The following is a 19054-nucleotide window of genomic DNA, read 5'->3' as shown; positions in this document are numbered from 1 at the left end:
GATCCGGCTGCTGTCGAAAACAGTTGAATGTGCGGACGGAAAGTTTTATAATATTCACATTACTGGACAGGGAGGCGGAACATGAACCCGGAAGCACAGGAATACTATAATATAGCCGGATGGCTGAAGGATAAGGTCAATTATAACCGGATTTCAAAATTCAATACCAATAAACGCAGGCAGGTTCTGCATGGGCAGATCTGGTACTGCGATATGGGATACAATATCGGCACGGAAAAAAATAAGCTCCGTCCGGTGCTTGTGATGTCCAATAACCGCATCAATAATTCGGAAAAAGTGGTTATAATCTGCATTACAGACGCAAAGGGTAAAGTAAATGCCAACAATCTGCCTGCGCAGGATTCCTGGTTCCTGCTTTATTCTGGTACGTCTGACGAGGATAAAATGATCTCTCCGGGAAGGCAGGTGCCTGCTTCCATGCATGTTTATGATTTCCTTGATAAAGACAGTATGGTGCAATGTGAAGAAATCCGTGCAGTCAGCAAATCCAGGCTTGATGCAGCCAGAGGGTGTATAGGGACACTTACGCCGGAGGATTTTGAAATGGTGAAAGGAAAGTTCAGAAGGGCATACGGTTTGTAAAAAACGGTGTTGACAGGAGGAAGCTGTTTGCATATAATGAAAGCAAGCAGGAGATATTATGATTAAGTCCCATACCTGAGAGATCAGGGTACAGTGGGTACTATATAAATGTTTAAAAGAAGCCGTAGGACCGAAAGGTATAGCTTCTGGAGGCTCCCCAGATTATCTGGGGAGTTTTTCTTTACAATCTGAATGATAATAGTTAAATGAGGTGCGGGATATATCCGGGAAATGGATGTATCCCGCATTTTTTAGTTTAAAGGAAGGGTGGTATTTATATTATGAAACGATTATATACAGCAGAATCTGTCACAGAAGGGCATCCGGATAAACTTTGCGACCTGATCGCAGACAGTATCCTGGACGAGTGTTTGAAATTTGATCCGGACTCACGGGTAGCCTGCGAGGTGCTTGCAACAAAAGGAATGCTTTTGGCAGCCGGGGAGATCACCAGTACCCATGAGCCGTATGTGTTTGAGGTTATGGAAAAGGTACTTTCTGATGTGGGGTATTCTACAGATAACATCCAAATGGATGCACTGATCCATCAGCAGAGTCCGGACATTGCAAAAGCGGTAGACTGTTCCAGGGAGAAACGCTGCGGCCTTCCGCCGAATCAGACAGGATGGGAGAACGGAGCCGGGGATCAGGGCGTTATGATCGGATATGCCTGTGATGAGACACCGCAGTTTTTGCCGATGCCCGTGGTGCTGGCGAACCGGATTGTCCGGGAACTGACTGCCAGCAGGCGGAGCCATTTTATAGAAGGGATCCTGCCGGATGGAAAGGCACAGGTAACGGTGGAATATGAAGATGGCAAGCCAGTCCGTCTGGACAGTGTGGTTGTGTCCTGCCAGCATACAGAGGATAAGAATTTAAAGAAGCTGGAACAGGAAATCAAAAATAAAGTGCTGGCTCCGGCTCTGCGCCTGCTCCCTGCGGATGAGGATACGCTGATTTATATTAATCCATCGGGGCGTTTTGTCTGCGGAGGACTGGATGCGGATACCGGGCTTACTGGCCGTAAGCTGATGGTAGATACTTACGGCAGCATTGTTCCGCATGGCGGCGGCGCTTTTTCTGGAAAAGACTGTTCGAAAGTGGACCGCTCCGGGGCGTATATGGCCAGGTACATTGCGAAAAATATGGTGGCTGCCGGTCTTGCCAGCCGATGCCAGGTGTCCCTTGCTTATGCTATCGGCGTGGCACAGCCAGTCATGGTGCAGGTGGATACCTTTGGAACGGGAAAAATCTGTGCGGATGACTGCCTTGCGGCGGCGATCCCATTGGTGTTCGCACTGACACCGAATCAGATCATGGATACGCTGCGCCTAAAGCGTCCGATTTTTAAACAGACGGCCGCCTATGGACATTTTGGAAGAAAGGAATTTCCGTGGGAGCGGACAGATAAGGTGGAAGCACTGCGGAACACCGTCATGTAATGCCATGGGTTAGCGAGGAACAGATCCAGGAACTAAAGCAGATCCGGGCTTATGAATATCTGAGGGAGAACCAGCCGAACCGCCTTAAGAAAACCAGGACAGCCAATGAATGGGAGCTGACGGACCATGACAGTTTCAAGATCAACGAGGTCACCAGTAAATGGCACTGGAAATCGAGAGATATCGGTGGGATCAGCGCCCTGCGGTTTCTGACTAAGGTGGATGGTTTCAGCTTTATGGAGGCGGTCAATCTGCTGCAGGAGGGGAATTTTGTCTATATCCCGCAGGAGATTCCGGCAGCGGAGAGAAAACCGTTTGTGCTGCCAGAGAAGAATATGAATAACCGCAGGATCCTGCAATACCTCTCCGGGAGGGGTATCAGCGAGGATGTCATCCGATACTGTCTGAGATTGGGAATCCTCTATGAGAGCAGTACTTATCATAATGCCGTGTTCGTTGGCCGGGATGAAAACGGGAAAGCCCGGTACGCTTTTCTTCGTGGGATTTATGATACCGGAAAAAAATCTTTTAAAATCGAGCAGGCAGGAAGTGAAAAAGCGTATGCGTTTTGTGTGCCTCCCCAAAAGGAATCAAAGCGGGTTGCGGTTTACGAAGCCTGCATTGACGCACTGGCCCATCTGACACTGGAAGGCGGCGGTTTGGATAAATACCGTCTGGAGCTTGGCGGGATCAGTGCGCCCAAAGAAGGAGAAACACATCGGGAGATGAAAAAGCCTCCTGCGCTGGAGCATTTCCTTTCAAAGCATCCGGAGATTGAAGAAATTGAAATCTGCACGGACAATGATTTTGCGGGACGGTGGGCATGTGCAAACCTCAAAAGAGCCTACGGAACTACATACCGGATCATAGAAAACCTGCCGCAGATCGAAGGGGCAGATTATGCGGATCTGGCGAAGGTGAAAAAGGAAGAAAAGAAAAAGGCGCGGGCAGCGCCGGAGAGGTAGGTGATGATAGTGGAACAGGATGAAAATATGCAGATGGAACTGCTGACACCCTTAACGGCGAATTTTATGCCGGAAACGAGTTACTGGAATGAGCTGGATGAAAATGATGAGGCATGGGATTATGAGTATGATGGCCTCCCATTGGATGGAACAGACCTTGTCCAGTATAAGGATGCGATCCAGGAGATGGTGGATAAAGAAAATTCATTTGGAAGTGAAGATGGCAAACCATGTAATCTGATGCAGTATTTTGATGGCAGCCCGGCCATCAAAGAAAAGGTGGAAAGTGCCGTAGTGTCGGTAAAAGAAGTCAATGATGTTCTCTATGGGTGTGTTACGCTTCAGCTTAAAGACCACCTGCAATCGGATGAGATGCCGGAACTGTGTGATTATATCACCGGACAGTATAGTGACGGATGGGGAGAAGGATTTGAACAGCGGGATATTCCTGTAGAGGCCGGGACTTTAAATGTGCATTTCTGGCAGTATGGCAAAGACTTCCGGTTTTTGGTGGCATCAGAGATACAGGCTCCAGCAGAGGAAAGAAAAGCAGAGGAAACTGTGCGCCGTCCGAAAATGAAACTTCTTGGGCATGATGGCAATATTTTTTCCATTATGGGAGATGCAAGAAGGCTCCTTGTGAGAAATGGGCAGAGCAAAGAAGCAGATGAGATGTTTCAGAGAGTGCAGGATTCCGGGAACTATTATCAGGCTCTTGGGATTATCAGTGAATATGTGGAAACGGAATTGAGTGTGCCAAAACAGGAGAAGGAAAAGCCGCATAGGAAGCCGGAGAAAGGAGGGACCAGCCGATGAGTCAGAAGAAATATGAAATTACAGAGATCACCCATCCGAAATACCCGTGGCTTCATCGGATCCGTGCCAGATGCCAGGTTAATGAGCAGGTCGGTCCCGGAGCGCTTGGAGGATATGTTCAGACGGAAGATAATCTGTCCCAGGATGGGACCTGCTGGATCTATAATCAGGCAATCTGCTGTGAAGAAGCCGTGGTTGAAGATGACGGCCGGATGTTTGATGGCGCCGTGGCACGGGGAAGCGCATTGATAAGCGGCGATGCCAGAATGTTTGAGCGGGCGGTGGCAGAAGGGAACAGCAGTTTTTTCAGTGGTGAACTGAAGGAGGATGCAAGGCTTTCCGGAAATGCGGTAGTCAATCGGTCGGACAATGGGCTGTCCCCGCTGATTGGGAGAAAGAGCAATGTCTACGGATCCGTCTGCGGCTGGTTTGTTGTCAATGACAATATCTTTGAAGGTGAGCATTACTTAAACCGCACGGAGGATATGTTCATTCTGGAGAATGGAAAACGGAAGGTATTGGTAAAACAGCGGAAATTAGAGCCTCCGGAGGAATACCGGAACGAAAAGAATAAAAGAGAAGATAGAGAACGATAAAGGAAAGGATGATGCCTATGGAGAATAACCTGCAACTTGATAACCTGATGAAAGAAGGGACATTCCCGGTGGAATCTGTCGGCGGCGACAGGTGGCGTATCCTGCATGGCGATACGCTGCAGATTGTACAGGCATTCCAGCCGGGAATTTTTGATGCCCTGATTACAGATCCGCCCTATGCTTCCGGCGGTACAAAGCAGAATGAACGCAACCGTACCACCAATCAGAAATACAGCAGCATGAAAGCAGAGAATGCCCTGCCGGATTTTGACGGGGATAACAAAGACCAGCGTTCCTGGACCCACTGGATGGCAGAATGGCTGTATGATGCGAGAAAAGCCTGTAAAAAGGGTGCGCCCATCTGTTTGTTTATTGACTGGCGGCAGTACCCGTCCATCACCGATGCCCTGCAATGGGCGGGCTGGATCTGGAGAGGAACGGCTGTGTGGGATAAAGGAAACTCCCGTCCGCAGAAAGGACGTTTCCGCCAGCAGGCTGAATATATCGTGTGGGGGAGCAATGGCCCGATGCCCGTGAACCGTCCGGTGTCCTGTTTACCCGGCGTTTTCCGGTATGGGAATCCGCAGAACCGTATCCATGTGACGGAAAAGCCGTTGCAGTTGATGAAGGATGTGATCCAGATCTGTGAGCCGGGAGGACGTATTCTGGATCCGTTTGCCGGAGCAGGAACAACGATCCTTGCCGCGGTAGAAGAAGGCTATGAGGCAGTAGGGATTGAAGTGACGGACGCTTATTATAAGCTCGGTACTGACCGTGTACAGTTTGCCTTAAATGCAGCCGCTGGAGAGAATGACGGACAAAATGCGTGAGAGTGAAAGGAATCCATATTACCGGAAACGAAAAAGGGAGCTGAACCATCAGCTTTATGAAAGGGTACAGTCCGAACTGGCGGTTTTTCATAAAGAAATGCTTGGGAAAACGCCGGAAGAAATTTATGAAGCGGCGCATGAGATTGCAGCCAAGCATGAGATCGCAGCCGCCTTTGCACATATAGATTTTTCTCCAGTAAGTGTAAAGGCTCTTTTGAAATCCCCCAATCTATTGAATGACATTTATGAAGAATGGCGTGAACGTGACGGCTTACCGGAAGGTGGCCTGAAAGAGTTGATTGAGGATTTCCGAAAGTACATGGTAAAGACGGAACGGATATTGTCCGGACAGGAGAGATAGGCATCCACATGGATGACCTGTTCTGCTGAGATAAAAAAGATAGGCATCCATGTGGATGCCAGGAAGGAGGCGCACGATGGAACAGGCATTGGCTTATGTGTGCTGTCCTGCGGATGAGAGCAGGGCGAAAGTACAGAAATACTGCCGGAAGATTTACGAATTGGGGTATGTCCCCATCTGTCCGCAGTATGCATTTGCGCCATTTTTGGATGATGGCGTAGCGGAGGAACAGCAGGATAAAACCAAGATGTCCCACCTGATCTTAAAGAGGTGCCGGATGGTGGTGGTCTGCGGGAAAGAGGTGTCCGGTACGATGAATGCTGAGATCAGCATGGCAGACAGGCTCCATATTATCTGCACGACACTGGATGGGTTGATTAAGATCAAGGAGGCAGAATGAACCGAATAGAGTTTTATCAGATGATAGGAACCGGAATACGAAGATACCTGCCAATGGGGTATCAGGATTATCAGGTTCACATCAAAGAGGCAGAGATCAGCGAGAAGAAAAATGCCCTGCTGGTGTTGGAAAAAGAGGGCGTTAAAAATATGCCAGTGATGAGCCTGGAACCCTATCTGGACAGAGTGGAAGCTGGCATGGATGAGGATGTGGCGCTGGTTGATATCGCAGTAGATTATGCCAAGATGGTATCGATACAGCACCGGAGTCAGCACCATCAGATGGTGCGGTAAATATTAGATCGATACAGCAGATCAGAAACCCTGACTCTGACTGAGAGACCGAATCAGGCGGTGCGACTGGTTTGGCAAGCATAGCGTTTGGATATCCAAACGCACTTTGGGGAGAACCCCAAACCCCCGTGAACGAAAGGAGAATGAAGAAAATGGGAATGATTGGTGTATTTGTAGGAGCCATGGTGGGCGGTTGTTTTGGAGTTGTTGTCACCTGCCTTGCGGTTGCCGCGAAAAGAGCGGATGAGCAGGATGGTATTTATGAGCCGGGAGATAAGCGGGCGCGGGATACTGCCCTGCCGAAAACAGACGGCAGGACGATCCGTTTTACCGATCCGGAGGGCGTCCTATTGTTTACCATTCCCGATGGGGACTGCGTAACTCTTATGTATGGTGACGGAGAAACCGTGGCAGGAGTGTGCCGCTATCTGGATCAGGACCATGCCGAGATCAATGGCGTGAGGTGGCGGATGACAGAATTTGCCCTTCAGATGCAGATAAGGGGGATCCTGTTTTCTCCGGCCATGACCAAATGAACAGAAAGAAGGTGTGCCATGAAGAAAAAGATAATCATAGGAATGATCGCAGCCGGCCTTGTGGCTGGTTTTATTTTTTGGAAAAAGGAGACGCATAATTGGCAGTAGGACAGGAAATTCAGGTGATCTATTACCCAATCCGTGAAGATATGGCGCGCAGGGCAAAAGAGATGAACAGTTTTTCCGGCTATATAGAAGGAACCGCTACGGCAGAATATCGGCGGTGCGTGGATCAGGCGGTGGAAGCTGCAAAACACCAGAAAGAAAAAGTCGATCCGATTTACCATGGAAAAATAGATGCGCTTGTGGATACCTATGCCAGAAAGCTGGCAGATAACATGAACCGCAGATTTGAGATCGATGCCCGTGTTCCGTCCGTCATGGTTGCCGGCCCTGCAAATTTTCCCACAGGAAAAAAAGAAAAGCAGAACGCAGCCGGGAATCAGAACATGGAAGAATGGCGGCAGGTGCAGGGCATTCTGGATAAGATCAAGAGTACGGGCATGGGAGGCATCCGTGCAGACCATCCCCATGCGGTTGAACAGTTGGAGCAGAAGCTGAAGGGGCTGGAGCAGTCCCAACAGACGATGAAAGAGGTAAATGCATATTACCGAAAGCACAAGACGCTGGATGGATGTACAGCACTCAGTGCGGCGGAGATAGAAAAACTCAAGGCATCGATGGCACAGCCCTGGCATTTGGGGGATAAGCCGTTCGCATCTTATGTTTTGTCAAATAACAGTGCCGAGATCCGGCGCATTCGATCACGCATTGCAGAGCTGAAAGAATATGCGGAAACGGGATTCCGGGGATGGGAGTTTGCCGGGGGAAAGGCTGTGGCGAATCAGGAGATGAACCGCCTGCAGCTTATTTTTGAAGGAAAGCCGTCTGCTGAGGAACGGCAGATACTTCGCAGAAATGGGTTCAAATGGGCGCCAAGCGCCAGTGCATGGCAGAGACAGCTAAACCAGCAGGCAATCGCAGCCGCTGGCAGGATTGATTTTATCAGGCCGCTCTCAGGAGAGCATCCCCGCGACCTGCAGCCGAAAGCCAAGCAGAGTCCGGGCAGAGACGAGACGGTGCGGTAATACAGCAGATAGAGAGAAGAATGGGGTGAAGATTATAAATGGATTTAAATAAAAGACAGACCGGGCGGTTCATGGGAAACGGAGTTATTTTCATTCCGCCCGGAATTTAATTTGGAAAGAAGGTGTGCCATGAAAAAGAAAGTGATTGCAGGAACCATCGTTGTATCGCTGCTTGCTGCCCTCATAATTCTGAAGAAGAAAGGGGAAATGTAAGTGGAAGATGCAAAAAAGAATGATACCGCAGAATTCGTAAGGAAACCCATAAACATGCGTGATTTGAAAGAACAATATTATGGGAGTTTCCGCCGTGGCTTTGAAGTAGAAAAAATTGCGGAGCTTTCCAGGGAACAATTTGAAAGATTCTCTGGTGAACTGTATGGGTATTATCGGTTTTTATATGATAACCGGGATGTCATGTACATGGGGCCGGGAGATCGGAACATGCATTGTATCCTTGTGACGACTTCCGAGTATAGGGAAGGGATTCTGGTAGAGGCGGAAGGATATGCGTATCCAAGATATGCGGCATTCGTCCCTGACTGCCGGAAGATCGAACTTGCCGGAAAAGAGGTGCTGGCGCAGGCAGACATGTCCTCAACACTGCCAATGGAATACTTTCAGGCAGCCGGAGCGAAAAAGAAGAATGAAAGAACGGAAAGCAGGTGAAAGGATGAGAAAACGAAATCATGTGATACCTGTCCGCCTCAATGCAAAGGAGCTGCGCCTGCTGGATGAGCAGGTAAAGCGGAGCGGGCTGTCCAGGGAAGAATTCCTCCGTTCACTGATCGTGGGGGCAGAGGTGCGGGCAAAACCCTGTGAGCATCATGCGGATCTGCTCCGGAAGGTGGCAGGGCTGTGCAACAATGCCAACCAGTTGGCCCATGTGGCCAATGCTGCCGGCCGTGCGGAAACGGAGAGTGTCCGGGAAATGCTGAGGATTTCAAAAGAAGTATGGCAGATCGTGAAAGAGGAATGGTAATGCCTTATGGCATATACCAGCATCATACCTGTCCACCGTCTGGATAATTCCATTAACTATATCAAAGATAAGGAAAAGACCACAAAGCCTGCGGCATCGGCTGGATCGCTGGAGGAAGCCATCGATTATGCCCTGAACCGGGATAAAACAGAAACCATGGTATTTGAAGATGCCATCGGCTGTACCTGTGAGGATGCGTTTGCGGATATGCTTGCAACTAAGCGCAGGTTCCATAAAGTGGATGGCGTACAAGGGTATCACCTGATCCAGAGCTTTGCGGCCGGAGAGGTATCGCCGGAACTTGCGCATCTGATCGGTCTGGAACTGGCAGAGCAGTTGCTGAAAGGGAAATATGAGGTAGTGGTTACCACGCATCTGAATACCAGCCATTACCATAACCATCTGGTGTTTAATTCCGTCAGCATGGAAGATGGAAGGAAATACCACAGCAACAGCCGGAGCTATTATGAGGATGTGCGGAGGATATCCGATGGATTGTGCAAAAAATATGGCCTGTCCATTATCCAGCCGGGAGGCGGCAAAGGGAAGGCTTATGCTGAATGGCAGGCGGAGCAGGACGGGAAACCAACCTGGAGGACCGCCATCCGTATGGATATTAGAGAAACTGTGGCAGAGAGCTTTAGCTGGCGGCAGTTTATCAGCATGATGGAAAAGAAGGGATATTCCTTTAAATTGAACCGGAAATATATTGCCCTGCGCGCTCCAGGCATGGAGCGGTATGTGAGGCTGAAAAGCCTTGGAAAGAATTATACCGAGGAAGCCATCCGGGGATGGATCTTACAGCCCAAACTTCCCCAAGGGCAACAGGCTGGAAAAGGAAATCCCGCAAAGCGGAAAAAGCTTCACGGGCTGCAGGCCCTTTATTATTCTTATCTTTACCAGATGGGGGTTCTCAAGCGGAAACCAAAGCGTGTTCCTTATGTGGTGCGGCAGGATATCCGGCGTCTGGATGAACGGATCGCCCAGATGGAATTTTTGCAGAAACATGGGATCACGACCAGGGAAGAATTAGAAAACTATCGGAAACCGCTGGAACAGCAGGTTCTGGCCCTTACGAAAGAACGCCATCGTCTGTACCGGGCAGAACCGGAGTCTGTGCGGATCCAGGAGATCACAGGCACGCTGAAGCCGCTGCGGAAAGATATCCGCATGTGTGTAAAGATCGAACAGCACTCACTGGAAATTGAGCAGAGGATGAGGGAACTGGAGAAACAATCGGAGCATGAAAAACAAGAATCCTGCGAACAGGCAGGAAAAGAACATCAGGAACAGAGAGAAGGGAGGTGAGAGCCATGAATTTTGGTGGAGATGCGGCAGACCAGGTCGTGCGTTACTCTCTGGAAGGGATCGATTACAGCCTGCGCTTATCCGGCACGCTTGCAAAAAATCTTGCTGTATTTTTTGCGGCAGTGTTAAAGGACCAGAAGAAAACTTATGGTAAGACTCGCATGGTGCGGATGTTGAAGGAGAACCGTCCATTGAAATTTTTTACCGTGCCGTCTGACCGTTTAAAAGAATTCGCCCGTGAGGGAAAGAAAAGAGGCCTGTTATATGTTGTCATCCGAGACAGGAAGAATCCGTCCCAGTGTGAGATTATGGTGTTTGCGGATGATGCCGCCAAGGTCAACCGTGTCATGGATAAAATGAATCTTGACTTCTTAAAATCTGAAAGCGGTGAAGCTGTTCAGGAAGTGGCAATGGAAGCAGATCGGAACCAGGAAATGCCAGAGGCCCCGACTGAGACCGTGGAGATGCCGGAGGGCGAGATCCAGTTTGAACTTGGGGATATGGAGCAGGATTTTGGGTTTGAGGAACCAGCGCCGGATATGGAAAATTTTATGCAGGCGCAGGAAGAAAGGAATCCGTCCGAACCTTCCTCGCGCAGCAAAGATATTTCTACCGGGCAGGAAAAGTCTGAACAGGATTTATTAAATGCGCCGGAAAAGACAGAAGGAAAGGAGAAACCGTCTGTCCGCGCGGAATTGGACCAGATCAAACAGGAAAAGCAGGAGTCTGCAAAAAAGAAAGAAAACAGCAAAAACCGCAGACAGAACCGCTCGGCTGGCAGGAAAAAGAGAAAAAAAGCAAAAACGAAGGGAAGGTGATATAAATGGATTTATCAAAATATTTATCGGGAGGGGAGCCGCCTGTAACAGAGGAACAGCCCCGTATGAGCAAAGAGGAATATGCCGCCTTAAAGAAGCAGGAGCGCGAAGAAGTATGGGCAGAGATTGACGCAAAGGCCCAGGATGTGTTTAAGGACGGGGATTCCTTAAAAGGATTCCTTGATTTTATGGCACAGTGCAAACCTCAGAAAACGCCAAACCTGCTTCTGCTCTACAGCCAGAATCCGGAGATCCGGCAGGTCATGACATTTGAGAAAGTGAAAGAGGAAGGTTATTCCCTGCGTGCGGGAGTGCATGGATACCGTTTTCTGGTCACGCAGGATTATGAAAAAGACGGCGTGACTATGCAGGGGACAAATATCGGAAAAGCATATGATATCAGCCAGATCCGCATGAAGCCGCCAGTCCCGCCGGAGCCGAAAGATATGGAAACGCTCATGGGAGCGCTTTTGACAAACCCGGATGTGCCGATCCGTATTGCGGACAATCTGCCGGAGGGAGTGCAGGCGCAGTATATCCCAAGACAGCGTACCATTTATGTGAGGAATGGCATGAGTGAAGTGACTACATTCCATGCCATCAACCGGGAACTGGCCTGCGCCGTCATGGACGCCCATGACGGCAGCTATGCCCGCCAGAAGGTATCGCCCAAAGCGTTCTGCACCGCTTATATCGTTGCACAGAAATACGGTGTGGATACTTCCGGCTTCCGTTTTGATAAGGTGTGTGAGATGCAGGGCAACGGCGATAAGGATCCCAAGGAGCTTCGTGCCTTTATCGGGGATATCCGTAATGCCGCTTATGGCATCAGCAACCATTTGAACCGCAACCTCGGAGAGCAGGAACAGGAATTTGTTGCAGATGAGTTTGCCGTTTCTGATGGAAAAGTAAAATCAGGGAAAGAGAAAAAACAGCCGGAACGCTGATAAACAGGCACTTTGCCGTTGGAAAAAAGGCGTCCGGAAAAGTGCTTTTTTTGGGGAAAAGTAAGTAGCTTTCTGCTGGTGAGTGTGGTATGTTGTGGTCAGGAAGAATAAAAAAAGGAGGCCGGAGGATGGAAAAGAGACGATGTGTAAAAACAGATGAGATTACCGTCAATATGCTGGTGCATGCACTGCGGGATGTGTTCCGGGAAGAAAAAGAAGCGGGCGCATCCACAAAAGAGACGGGGGATCTTATCCTGCGGCTGGCCGGCCACAAGGATAAGAAACTCTATCTGACAGAAGGAGAACATAAAAAAGCGGTACAGGCTTTAAATGGGCTCAGAGATACTTATATTGAGAATGGAAGATATACCGATGGGATCGATACGGTTTTAATGCGTATCATGAACGCAAGGTACAGGACCTATCGGACACGGTAACGGACAGGCGGGATGCCTGTCTTTTTTGATCGGAAAGGAGGAATGCCATGAATGAATGGGAAAGACTGAGCAGGCAGGCGCAAGGCATTAAGCAAAGGTATCCTAAAGGGACAAAAGTCCGCCTGGGCTGCATGGATGGAGAAAAGGGAATGCCGCCCGGACTTTTAGGGACGGTATCTTTTGTGGATGACATCGGCCAGATCCATGTGAATTGGGAAAATGGAAGGTCACTGGCATTAAATACGGAAGTGGATAGTTTCCAAGTAGTAAGCCGGCCGAAGAAAGAACGGGGTGAACCTTCCCGGTAAGTAAAAGCGGCAAGTCAGAGTGGATTGTCTGGCTTGCCGCTTTGCCGTTTGTATGGTGGGCGGCGGCATTGATCGCAGATGCCATCATCCCCGGAGGGAACCTTTTTGAGATGATGGAAGCCCTGACGGAGAAGCTGAATCATCCCCTGGCACTGCACTATACGGAATATACCATGAAGTCCATCCTGATCTGCACCCTTTTGTATGCCTTTGGAATCGGCATCTATTATGCCAACCGGAGGAATTACCGCAGGGGGGAGGAACACGGGTCGGCCAAATGGGGGAATGCCGCGCAGTTGTGTAAAAAGTACCAGGAGAAGCCTTATGCCGACAATATCCTGTTTACACAAAATTTCCGCATGGGGCTTGACTGTTACCGCCATAAAAGGAACTTGAACGTCCTTGTCGTGGGCGGCAGCGGAGCGGGAAAATCCAGGACATACGCTTTACCGAATATACTCCAGGGGAATTGCTCTCTGGTAATTACAGATCCAAAAGGGGAACTTCTTAGGAAAACAGGCGGATTTTTGGAGAAGGCCGGATATGAGGTGAGGGTATTTGACCTGATCAATCCGGATACCTCTTTCGGTTATAATCCGTTTGAATATGTGAAGGATGATAAGGATGTGCTGAAACTCATCACAAACCTGATCCGGAATACGACACCCAAGGGGGCGCAGTCCTCGGATCCGTTTTGGGAGAAAAGCGAGACTGCGCTTCTTCAGGCACTCATGCTGTACCTTCTGCATGAAGCCCCGCCGGAGGAACAGAACTTTGCCATGATTATGGAGATGCTATCATCTGCCCAGGTAAAGGAAGATGATGAAGATTACGAGTCACCGCTGGATATCCTGTTTGAGCGTTTGGAAATGCGCGATCCGGAAAATATTGCCGTGAAACAATATCATATTTACAAACAGGCTGCAGGAAAGACAGCAAAGTCGATCCTGATTTCCGTAGGTGTCCGATTGGCGGCGTTTAACCTGCCGCAGATCGCAAATTTAACTTGCCATGATGAACTGGACCTTGCCAGCATGGGAGAAAAAAAGGTGGCGCTTTTCTGCTGTATCCCGGATGCGGATACATCCCTTAATTATCTGGTGGGCATGATCTATACCCAACTTTTCCAAACACTTTATTATGTGGCTGACCGCAAATACGGGGGCAGGCTGCCGATTCCGGTAAACTGCATCATGGATGAGTGGCCGAATGTTGCCCTGCCGGATGATTTTGAAAAAATTTTGAGTACCTGCCGTTCACGTTCGATTTTCTGCAGCATTATCGTGCAGAATATGAGCCAGATCAAGGCACTTTTTAAGGACTCCTGGGAGAGCCTGGTGGGTAACTGTGATGAGCTGTTATACCTTGGCGGCAATGAAAAAGAGACGCATAAGTATATCTCGGAACTGCTTGGAAAGGAAACCATCGATACCAACACGTATGGGCAGACAAAAGGACGGTCAGGAAGTTACTCTACAAATTTCCAGCAAAGCGGAAGGGAACTTCTCATGCCGGATGAAGTGCGTATGCTGGATAACCAGTACGCGCTTTTATTTGTCCGTGGGGAACGCGCCATGAAGGACAAAAAATATGATTTGATGAAACACCCCAATATCAGGCTGACAGAGGACGGAGGGGCAGAAGCGTATGACTATGCGAAAGCGCCGCTGGCCCATGATACCTTTGCGTTTGATGCGGGCAGATATGAAGATTATGAGCTGCTCTCTGATGAGGACATCATCGGAGGGCAGTTTCCTATTTAAGAATGGAGGGATGCCGATGAAATGTAATTTATTGAACCAGATGAAACTGAAAAAGGGCTGCATGGAGGAAACTGGCAGACAGGAGGCAAAAAAAGAAACCTCATCCATGCCGATGAGCAGGGTGCAGAAGAAGCTGTTTGCTGTTTATTCTGTGCTGATGTTTATCGGGAATGTGTGTACGACTTACGCTTATGCGGCAGGGGATCCCCTGTCTGTTGTGAATAACCTGTCGACTTTCATTTTCTCCCTGATCCGGGCTATCGGCCTGATCCTGTTGGGCTTTGGTATCGTGCAGGTGGGCCTCAGCCTTAAGAGCCATGATCCAAGCCAGAGGGCGAACGGATTTTTGACACTGGCAGGCGGTATCATCATTACTTTCGCAAAAGAGATCCTTGACCTGATTATGGCGTAAGGATGCCAGCGGGCGGGCAGGAATACTGTCCGCCCCTTATCACACGAAGGAGGTGAGATAGGAAATGGAAAGCGATAACTGGATCGTGCAGAACCTGCAATCTGCATTAAATACCTGGAATGACAAATTAAATGAAATCTGGACACTGCTGACACAGGATCCGGAATCCTTTAAAGGCGGGGCTATCTGGAGCGTGATGACAAATATCAATGGCGCCTTGAAAGCCATCGCTTTGGGGCTTTTGGTTTTATTTTTTGCCATGGGGATCATTAAGACCTGCGGCAGTTTTACAGAAATGAAAAAGCCGGAGCATGTGCTGAAAGCATTCATCCGTTTTGCATTGGCTCAGGGAGCCGTGGTATACGGCATGGACTTGATGAAAGCACTCTTTTCTATCATACAGGGCATTGTCACAACGATTTTAGCCAATGCAAGTATGTCTGGCGGGACAGTGTCACAGTTGCCAGCGGAGATCGTGGAAAAGGTGGAATCCGTAGGCATGCTGGATTCTATTCCGCTTTGGATCGTAACGCTGCTTGGCAGCCTGCTGATCACGGTATTGTCTTTTATTATGATCCTGACCGTTTATGGACGGATGTTCAAGCTGTATATGTATACCGCCATTGCACCCATTCCCCTTTCGTCTTTTGCAGGGGAGCCGTCCCAATCGGTAGGGAAAAACTTCATCCGTTCCTATGCGGGAGTTTGTCTGGAGGGAGCGATCATTGCATTGGCCTGTATCATATTTTCAGTATTCACATCCAGCACACCTGCCGTGTCGGATACCAGCCTGTCGGCGGTGACGATTGTCTGGAATTATGTGGGCGAGCTGGTGTTTAATCTGCTGATCCTTGTAGGTGCGGTCAAAGCATCTGACCGGATCGTTAAGGAGATCATGGGATTGTAGGAGGATAAGGAAATGGATGAAATAAAAACATTGGGATTTGACTGGGAATTCGGGCATGAGGAATTGGCGCTTGAGGTGTCATCCTATGCAAACAACGGATGCCTCTATATCGGCCTTCATAACAAAACGGAAGAAGGCTTCGACCAATTTGGGAATCTGACAGTAAACCTGCCAATGAGCAGCATGATCCCGCCAGAACCCAATGAGGCATACATTGATCATTTTTTAAGCAAAGAGAATCTGAGATTTATTAAAAAGCATAAATTGGGTGTCGTTCTGCCGGAAATTGGATTCTCCGGTTACTGTGCCTATGCAAAAGTGGCTTTTGACATGGAGAGATTAAGGGAATTTGATCCAAAAGGAGTAGAAGGATATCTCCAGAGAAGAAAAGAGCAGGATGCCCCAAAGAAAGAAACGAAACCGAAGAAAAGAAAGCATGAACAGAAAGAAAGGTAGGAACGAATATGGAAGTGAAAATGAATAAGGAGATCCGGGATTACCAGGAATCTATGTTTTTTGGACTGAATTTCAGGCAGTGTGCATTTTCAGTGCTGGCAATCCTTGCGGCGGTGGCGATCTATTTTGGAACGAAAGGGCGTTTGCCCGATGAGATCCAGGGATGGCTGTGCATGCTTGGGGCCGCCCCGTTTGCCGCCTGTGGATTTTTCAAATATCACGGGATGACCGCAGAACAGTTTTTATGGGCATTTATAAAATCTGAAATCCTGTATCCGAAAAAGCTGAGTTTCCAACCGGAAAACCTTTACTATTCCTGCATGGAAGAAAGCATCCTTGCAGGGGAGCGTACCGGGGGTGACGGAACGGCCATCACCCGGAAGAAAGAGAATGTGGCGAAAAAGAAAAAGGTGAAGAAGAAAAAAGGAAAGGGGGGATGCCTTTGATTAAAACACTGAGTCAGGCATTAAAAATGGATAAAGAGCGGTTTCGGGTGCCAAAATCTGTCCAGCAGGCGGTTCCGATCCGCAGGATATGGCCGGACGGCATCTTTCAGGTGGGAAATAAATATTCAAAATCGTTCCGGTTTACGGATATCAATTATGCCATCGCAAGCAAAGCGGATAAAACGGAGATGTTCCTCGATTATTCGGAACTTTTGAATGCGCTGGATTCTGGTTCATCCGCCAAGATCACGCTGAATAACCGCAGGATCAATAAAGAGGAATTTGAGCATTCCCTGCTGATCCCGATGAAAGGGGATGGACTGGATCATTACCGCCAGGAATATAACGATATGCTATTGTCCAAAGTCAGCGGTACCAGCAACAGTATCTATCAGGAGCGGTACCTTACTGTCAGCATCCATAAAAAGAACGTGGATGAAGCGCGGACATACTTTGCGCGTGTGGGAACGGATATCGTAACCCATTTAGCAAAGCTGTCCTCGGTAGCAGAAGAACTGGACGCCGGGGAGCGGCTGCAGCTATTTCGTGATTTCTTTAAGACGGATGAGCCGTCTGCGTTTCCCTTTGACCTGAAAGCCTTTGCAAAGAAAGGGCATAGTTTTAAGGACTGGATCTGTCCTGAGAGCATGGAATTTCACAGCGACCACTTCCGGATCAATGGAAGATATGGGCGTGTGCTTTATATGCAGGATTACGCCAGTTATGTAAAAGACGATATGGTGTCAGAACTGTGTGATCTAAGCCGGGACCTGATGCTGTCTATTGACATTCTGCCAGTGCCGACCGATGAAGCGGTGCGTGAGATCCAGAACAAGCTGCTTGGTGTGGAAACCAATGTAACGAACTGGCAGAGGCGGCAGAATGCCAATAATAACTTCTCTGCGGTGGTTCCTTATGACATGGAGCTTCAGAGAAAAGAGACAAAAGAAATGCTGGAGGATCTGACGACCAGGGACCAGCGGATGATGTTCGGGCTTCTGACGATGGTACATATGGCAGAAACCAAAGAGCAGTTGGATTCCGATACGGAGACACTTTTTTCTGTGGCAAGAAAACATCTCTGCCAGCTTTCCACCTTGAAGTGGCAGCAAGTGGACGGGCTGGATACAGTGCTTCCCTATGGGCTCCGGAAGATTAATGCCCTGCGTACCCTGACAACGGAATCCACAGCGGTGCTGATCCCATTCCATACACAGGAGATCATGCAGCCTGGGGGTATCTATTATGGGCAGAATGCGGTCAGCAAAAATATGCTGGTGGCAGACCGCAGAAGGCTTCTGAATGGAAACTCATTCCGTCTTGGCGTCAGCGGATCCGGTAAGAGTTTTTCCGCAAAGGAAGAGATCGTGGACCTGGCACTGTCCACAGAGGACGATATCCTGATCCTGGATCCGGAGTCAGAGTTCGGTTCCCTTGTAGAAGCGTTAAACGGTGAAGTCATTAAAATCTCGGCTACATCGGATACCCATTTGAACGCCATGGATATGGATTCCGCATATGGAAATGACAAGAATCCGCTGATCGAGAAATCGGAATTCATCCTGTCCCTGTTCGAACAGCTCGTGGGTGCGGGTAATCTCTCAGCCAAAGAGAAATCCATCCTCGACCGCTGTACGGCAGATGTTTACCGGGATTATATCCGCAGCGGGTATCAGGGGCAGGTGCCGACATTAAAGGATCTTTACCGACAGTTGATGCTCCAGCCGGAGGAAGAAGCCAGAGGGCTGGCATTGTCCTCAGAATTATTTATTAACGGAAGTTTAAATACCTTTGCACAGCCGACCAATGTCAATACCAAAAACCGGATCATTGCGTATGACATCCGGGAGCTTGGCGAACAACTGATGCCTCTTGGCATGCTGGTCACTCTGGATTCCATTTTTAACCGTGTGATCCAGAACTGGAAGATGGGAAAGACAACCTGGATCTTTGCGGATGAGTTTTATCTGCTTTTCCGGTATGAGTACAGCGCCGACTTTTTCTATCGTCTGTATAAAAGAATCCGAAAGTATTCTGGCTTTGTGACCGGCCTGACGCAGAATGTGGAGGAACTCTTAAAATCTGATACCGCAAGGCTGATGTTAGCAAACAGTGAATTTTTGATCCTTTTGAATCAGGCAACGACTGACAGGGATGAACTGGCGAACCTTTTGAATATCTCGGATAACCAGTTATCGTATATCACGAATGTGGGCGCCGGCCATGGCCTGATCCGCTGTTCCGGCAATATCGTGCCATTTGAAAACAGCTTCCCGAAAAATACAGCGTTATACCGCTTGATGACGACCAAGCCAGGGGAGGCACAGGGGTTGAATCCATAAA

Annotated in this window: 24 protein-coding genes; all 24 read left to right on the top strand. The window is 48.9% G+C overall.

The window, feature by feature from the left end; all coding sequences use genetic code 11:
- Positions 1-81: 81 nt before the first annotated feature.
- The 24 genes from NCY57_RS03160 to NCY57_RS03045 all read left to right on the top strand — a co-directional run bounded on the left by NCY57_RS03160 (position 82) and on the right by NCY57_RS03045 (position 19053).
- Positions 82-603, top strand: a complete 522-nt coding sequence (locus tag NCY57_RS03160; RefSeq protein WP_054335452.1) for a type II toxin-antitoxin system PemK/MazF family toxin — start codon at positions 82-84, stop codon at positions 601-603.
- Between the two features lie 281 nt (positions 604-884).
- Positions 885-2045 (top strand): methionine adenosyltransferase, encoded by a 1161-nt coding sequence (gene metK, locus NCY57_RS03155; RefSeq protein WP_180214484.1) that lies wholly within the window; start codon positions 885-887, stop codon positions 2043-2045.
- A complete protein-coding gene (locus NCY57_RS03150; RefSeq protein ID WP_054335453.1) occupies positions 2045-3010 on the top strand; it encodes a DUF3991 domain-containing protein in 966 nt (321 codons plus the stop codon). The genes metK and NCY57_RS03150 overlap by 1 nt, the downstream gene beginning before the upstream one ends.
- A 3-nt stretch (positions 3011-3013) precedes the next feature.
- On the top strand, positions 3014-3826 hold the full coding sequence (locus NCY57_RS03145) for a hypothetical protein (RefSeq protein ID WP_173885164.1): 813 nt from the start codon (positions 3014-3016) through the stop codon (positions 3824-3826).
- Complete coding sequence (locus NCY57_RS03140; protein WP_054335454.1) at positions 3823-4422, top strand: hypothetical protein; 600 nt, start codon at positions 3823-3825, stop codon at positions 4420-4422. The genes NCY57_RS03145 and NCY57_RS03140 overlap by 4 nt, the downstream gene beginning before the upstream one ends.
- A gap of 17 nt (positions 4423-4439) precedes the next feature.
- Entirely contained in the window at positions 4440-5252 is an 813-nt protein-coding gene (locus NCY57_RS03135; protein WP_250789473.1) for a DNA-methyltransferase, read from the top strand.
- Positions 5233-5613, top strand: coding sequence for a DUF3848 domain-containing protein (locus tag NCY57_RS03130; RefSeq protein WP_250789472.1), 381 nt, complete (start codon positions 5233-5235; stop codon positions 5611-5613). The genes NCY57_RS03135 and NCY57_RS03130 overlap by 20 nt, the downstream gene beginning before the upstream one ends.
- Before the next feature lie 76 nt (positions 5614-5689).
- Positions 5690-6013: a DUF7768 domain-containing protein gene (locus NCY57_RS03125; protein WP_054335457.1), complete on the top strand. Its 324-nt coding sequence runs from the start codon at positions 5690-5692 to the stop codon at positions 6011-6013.
- Complete coding sequence (locus NCY57_RS03120; RefSeq protein ID WP_054335458.1) at positions 6010-6306, top strand: hypothetical protein; 297 nt, start codon at positions 6010-6012, stop codon at positions 6304-6306. Before NCY57_RS03125 ends, NCY57_RS03120 begins: the two co-directional genes overlap by 4 nt.
- Positions 6307-6458: 152 nt before the next feature.
- Positions 6459-6842: a DUF3789 domain-containing protein gene (locus NCY57_RS03115; RefSeq protein WP_173885162.1), complete on the top strand. Its 384-nt coding sequence runs from the start codon at positions 6459-6461 to the stop codon at positions 6840-6842.
- A 149-nt stretch (positions 6843-6991) separates the two neighbouring features.
- Entirely contained in the window at positions 6992-7930 is a 939-nt protein-coding gene (locus NCY57_RS03110; protein ID WP_173885266.1) for a hypothetical protein, read from the top strand.
- A 213-nt stretch (positions 7931-8143) separates the two neighbouring features.
- On the top strand, positions 8144-8596 hold the full coding sequence (locus NCY57_RS16895; protein WP_054335460.1) for a DUF6329 domain-containing protein: 453 nt from the start codon (positions 8144-8146) through the stop codon (positions 8594-8596).
- A 4-nt stretch (positions 8597-8600) separates the two neighbouring features.
- Positions 8601-8909, top strand: a complete 309-nt coding sequence (locus tag NCY57_RS03100; RefSeq protein ID WP_027642815.1) for a plasmid mobilization protein — start codon at positions 8601-8603, stop codon at positions 8907-8909.
- Between the two features lie 6 nt (positions 8910-8915).
- The gene (locus tag NCY57_RS03095; RefSeq protein WP_173885158.1) at positions 8916-10217 is read left to right on the top strand and encodes a relaxase/mobilization nuclease domain-containing protein; all 1302 of its coding nucleotides are present in this window, start codon (positions 8916-8918) and stop codon (positions 10215-10217) included.
- Positions 10218-10222: 5 nt separating this feature from the next.
- Positions 10223-11035, top strand: a complete 813-nt coding sequence (locus tag NCY57_RS03090) for a PcfB family protein (protein WP_027642813.1) — start codon at positions 10223-10225, stop codon at positions 11033-11035.
- A 5-nt stretch (positions 11036-11040) separates the two neighbouring features.
- Entirely contained in the window at positions 11041-11982 is a 942-nt protein-coding gene (locus tag NCY57_RS03085; RefSeq protein ID WP_054335461.1) for an ArdC family protein, read from the top strand.
- Positions 11983-12110: 128 nt separating this feature from the next.
- A complete protein-coding gene (locus NCY57_RS03080; RefSeq protein ID WP_027642811.1) occupies positions 12111-12419 on the top strand; it encodes a hypothetical protein in 309 nt (102 codons plus the stop codon).
- A gap of 47 nt (positions 12420-12466) precedes the next feature.
- Positions 12467-12727, top strand: coding sequence for a DUF4314 domain-containing protein (locus NCY57_RS03075; RefSeq protein ID WP_027642810.1), 261 nt, complete (start codon positions 12467-12469; stop codon positions 12725-12727).
- 41 nt (positions 12728-12768) lie between these two features.
- Positions 12769-14490 (top strand): VirD4-like conjugal transfer protein, CD1115 family, encoded by a 1722-nt coding sequence (locus NCY57_RS03070; RefSeq protein ID WP_180214483.1) that lies wholly within the window; start codon positions 12769-12771, stop codon positions 14488-14490.
- A 16-nt stretch (positions 14491-14506) separates the two neighbouring features.
- On the top strand, positions 14507-14902 hold the full coding sequence (locus tag NCY57_RS03065; protein ID WP_022279583.1) for a hypothetical protein: 396 nt from the start codon (positions 14507-14509) through the stop codon (positions 14900-14902).
- Positions 14903-14966: 64 nt separating this feature from the next.
- A complete protein-coding gene (locus NCY57_RS03060; protein WP_022279582.1) occupies positions 14967-15809 on the top strand; it encodes a hypothetical protein in 843 nt (280 codons plus the stop codon).
- Positions 15810-15821: 12 nt separating this feature from the next.
- Positions 15822-16265, top strand: coding sequence for a DUF4313 domain-containing protein (locus NCY57_RS03055; protein ID WP_022279581.1), 444 nt, complete (start codon positions 15822-15824; stop codon positions 16263-16265).
- An 8-nt stretch (positions 16266-16273) separates the two neighbouring features.
- A complete protein-coding gene (locus tag NCY57_RS03050) occupies positions 16274-16711 on the top strand; it encodes a PrgI family protein (RefSeq protein WP_022279580.1) in 438 nt (145 codons plus the stop codon).
- A complete protein-coding gene (locus NCY57_RS03045) occupies positions 16708-19053 on the top strand; it encodes a VirB4-like conjugal transfer ATPase, CD1110 family (RefSeq protein ID WP_330638964.1) in 2346 nt (781 codons plus the stop codon). Before NCY57_RS03050 ends, NCY57_RS03045 begins: the two co-directional genes overlap by 4 nt.
- Position 19054 lies beyond the last annotated feature (1 nt).

It is taken from the genome of Blautia sp. MB18-30 (genome assembly GCF_023669475.1).
GTDB classification, from domain to species: Bacteria; Bacillota; Clostridia; order Lachnospirales; family Lachnospiraceae; genus Blautia_A; species Blautia_A fusiformis.
Note: the sequence above shows the minus strand (reverse complement) of the source record. Positions and strands in the feature narration are given on the sequence as shown.

What these genes read in the sequence shown, in the direction of transcription:
- NCY57_RS03160 (WP_054335452.1), top strand. Translation starts at nt 82, where the DNA reads ATGAACCCGGAAGCACAGGAATACTATAATATAGCCGGATGGCTGAAG.
- metK (WP_180214484.1), top strand. Translation starts at nt 885, where the DNA reads ATGAAACGATTATATACAGCAGAATCTGTCACAGAAGGGCATCCGGAT.
- NCY57_RS03150 (WP_054335453.1), top strand. Translation starts at nt 2,045, where the DNA reads ATGCCATGGGTTAGCGAGGAACAGATCCAGGAACTAAAGCAGATCCGG.
- NCY57_RS03145 (WP_173885164.1), top strand. Translation starts at nt 3,014, where the DNA reads ATGATAGTGGAACAGGATGAAAATATGCAGATGGAACTGCTGACACCC.
- NCY57_RS03140 (WP_054335454.1), top strand. Translation starts at nt 3,823, where the DNA reads ATGAGTCAGAAGAAATATGAAATTACAGAGATCACCCATCCGAAATAC.
- NCY57_RS03135 (WP_250789473.1), top strand. Translation starts at nt 4,440, where the DNA reads ATGGAGAATAACCTGCAACTTGATAACCTGATGAAAGAAGGGACATTC.
- NCY57_RS03130 (WP_250789472.1), top strand. Translation starts at nt 5,233, where the DNA reads ATGACGGACAAAATGCGTGAGAGTGAAAGGAATCCATATTACCGGAAA.
- NCY57_RS03125 (WP_054335457.1), top strand. Translation starts at nt 5,690, where the DNA reads ATGGAACAGGCATTGGCTTATGTGTGCTGTCCTGCGGATGAGAGCAGG.
- NCY57_RS03120 (WP_054335458.1), top strand. Translation starts at nt 6,010, where the DNA reads ATGAACCGAATAGAGTTTTATCAGATGATAGGAACCGGAATACGAAGA.
- NCY57_RS03115 (WP_173885162.1), top strand. Translation starts at nt 6,459, where the DNA reads ATGGGAATGATTGGTGTATTTGTAGGAGCCATGGTGGGCGGTTGTTTT.
- NCY57_RS03110 (WP_173885266.1), top strand. Translation starts at nt 6,992, where the DNA reads ATGGCGCGCAGGGCAAAAGAGATGAACAGTTTTTCCGGCTATATAGAA.
- NCY57_RS03100 (WP_027642815.1), top strand. Translation starts at nt 8,601, where the DNA reads ATGAGAAAACGAAATCATGTGATACCTGTCCGCCTCAATGCAAAGGAG.
- NCY57_RS03095 (WP_173885158.1), top strand. Translation starts at nt 8,916, where the DNA reads ATGGCATATACCAGCATCATACCTGTCCACCGTCTGGATAATTCCATT.
- NCY57_RS03090 (WP_027642813.1), top strand. Translation starts at nt 10,223, where the DNA reads ATGAATTTTGGTGGAGATGCGGCAGACCAGGTCGTGCGTTACTCTCTG.
- NCY57_RS03085 (WP_054335461.1), top strand. Translation starts at nt 11,041, where the DNA reads ATGGATTTATCAAAATATTTATCGGGAGGGGAGCCGCCTGTAACAGAG.
- NCY57_RS03080 (WP_027642811.1), top strand. Translation starts at nt 12,111, where the DNA reads ATGGAAAAGAGACGATGTGTAAAAACAGATGAGATTACCGTCAATATG.
- NCY57_RS03075 (WP_027642810.1), top strand. Translation starts at nt 12,467, where the DNA reads ATGAATGAATGGGAAAGACTGAGCAGGCAGGCGCAAGGCATTAAGCAA.
- NCY57_RS03065 (WP_022279583.1), top strand. Translation starts at nt 14,507, where the DNA reads ATGAAATGTAATTTATTGAACCAGATGAAACTGAAAAAGGGCTGCATG.
- NCY57_RS03060 (WP_022279582.1), top strand. Translation starts at nt 14,967, where the DNA reads ATGGAAAGCGATAACTGGATCGTGCAGAACCTGCAATCTGCATTAAAT.
- NCY57_RS03055 (WP_022279581.1), top strand. Translation starts at nt 15,822, where the DNA reads ATGGATGAAATAAAAACATTGGGATTTGACTGGGAATTCGGGCATGAG.
- NCY57_RS03050 (WP_022279580.1), top strand. Translation starts at nt 16,274, where the DNA reads ATGGAAGTGAAAATGAATAAGGAGATCCGGGATTACCAGGAATCTATG.